This is a genomic window from Neobacillus rhizosphaerae (genome assembly GCF_937468385.1).
GTDB classification, from domain to species: domain Bacteria; phylum Bacillota; class Bacilli; order Bacillales; family Cytobacillaceae; genus Neobacillus; species Neobacillus rhizosphaerae.
The window spans coordinates 1-1,783 of the sequence record NZ_CALBWS010000067.1; the positions used below are offsets into that span (position 1 = coordinate 1).

Annotated in this window: 1 protein-coding gene; it reads right to left on the reverse strand. The window is 39.1% G+C overall.

All coding sequences use genetic code 11. The annotated features are described in order from the left end of the window. Positions 1–542: 542 nt before the first annotated feature. Positions 543–1,664 carry an IS110 family RNA-guided transposase gene (locus tag M5A78_RS24545; protein ID WP_248737883.1) on the reverse strand — a complete coding sequence of 374 codons (1,122 nt, stop codon included), beginning with the start codon at positions 1,662–1,664 and terminating at the stop codon, positions 543–545. Positions 1,665–1,783: the final 119 nt, after the last annotated feature.

Genomic DNA, 1,783 nt, shown 5'->3' on the forward strand with positions numbered 1-1,783 from the left:
CACTTAAACTGATATGAACGAAACTGTCAAGGCTCCCCACACAATTTGTTTTTTGTTTAGTTTTTGACCAACTCTAAGAAGAGAAGCGTATTTCGGCTTCTTTTTTCTTAGTTTGAGATCAGCCTTTTAAGGCAAAGGAATCTCCTTCTCAGCTTACTGACTACTCCTCCAACCCTGGAATGGTTGTCAAGTGCTTTCCTTGACGACCATTCCAGGGTTGGAGATACTTTTGAAAGCTGAGAAATGATCAATTTCCTCCTTTTCATTTAATGATAAAAGATAAGGACACGGCACGAAGGCAAAAGATCTCTACAACGGTTAGCACTCTGATATTCGTGGGTTCTCACATTTTATCTTTCCGTATAAAGGAGCTTCCACTAACTAACGACGTGCGTTAGTCTATTTAGACATAGCACAAGTTTAAGTCGTGGGTTCTCCTTTCCGGTTTTAACCTTTGCCTTCGAGCCCTATTCTTATCACTTTTTTATTAAAATTTATGATTTATTGCTATTTTTTAGTTACTAAAACGTTTTGTAATAGGTTTATACTACATTTCCTTTTTGTTTTTTCTCTACTTCTTGTGTAATTGCCCAGATGAATCCTGTTAATTCTCTCGCTACTGCTGTTATGGCTTTTCCAGCAACTTTTCCACGGGATAGTAAACGAAAATATCTTTTGTTCAAACGAGTTTGGGCTTTCCATGAAATCTGAAGTAGCTCTGGTGGTTGTCCTTCTTGTCTCTTTTTTAATTTTCCTTTCACTGCCGGTGGGTACCGATAACTCCAAGCAGATTCAATTAACAATCGCCGGACATGACGGTTTCCTGCTTTTGTTATCTTTCCTTGTCGTCGAAGTTCCCCACTAGAACTTTCACTTGGAATAAGACCTGCATATGCCATGAGTTGCTTAGGAGAAGAAAATCGTTGGAAGGATCCTACTTCTGCCACTAAACTAGCTGCTGTAACCACAGCGACTCCTCGTAGTGTTTGAAGGGCTTGGATCATTGGTGCGTGCACACCTTCTAAAGCTTGTCGTTGGATTTCTTCTTCCAAACGGTTTAATCGTTGTTGAATTTCAGTTAATTGATGCATATATTCTTCATAAACAATTCTTGATGCAGAATGATCAAATTTTAAGGTATTTAACCATTCACAATATCTTGTTGTCCACTTTTTCACACCTTTTGGAGGACGAATATCGTGACGTAAAAGGAATTTGGTTAAGCGATGTTTTGCTCTTAATTCATCTTCTTTGGCATCTTCACGAGCCCTAACTAAATCCCGAAGGGCTTCGTCAGCTTCTGTTGGCACATAAACAGGAGTTAATTCGCCAGCGCGATATAACCTTGCTAGTTTAATCGAATCCCTACGATCAGTTTTGATGCGCTCACCTGGTTTTTTTGGGATTAAAGACGGTGCGATCACTTCACACTCGATTCCTAGGCTAAGAAAAAGCCGATATAAACCATAGCCAGTTGGTCCAGCTTCATAACACACTCGAAGATTTTCTTTTTCCCCCAGCTTCTTTACTAACTTTCTAATAGATTCCACAGTGTTAGGAATCATGCCCCAATACCTTGGCTCATCTCGACCTTCATCTGCAATGGCAACGGCAATTTTTTCTTTTGAAACGTCTAAACCTACATATTTAATGGTATCCTTCATAATAGCTAGCTCCTTTCGTAATGTAGCTCTGATTTGGTTTGTTTTTTTCCAGTAAACAGTGTAACCAAATTAATCTACGGTGTTACGAGTAAGGAGCTAGTTTCGTTCATGATAACTAA

What these genes read in the sequence shown, in the direction of transcription:
- M5A78_RS24545 (WP_248737883.1), bottom strand. Translation starts at nt 1,664, where the DNA reads ATGAAGGATACCATTAAATATGTAGGTTTAGACGTTTCAAAAGAAAAA.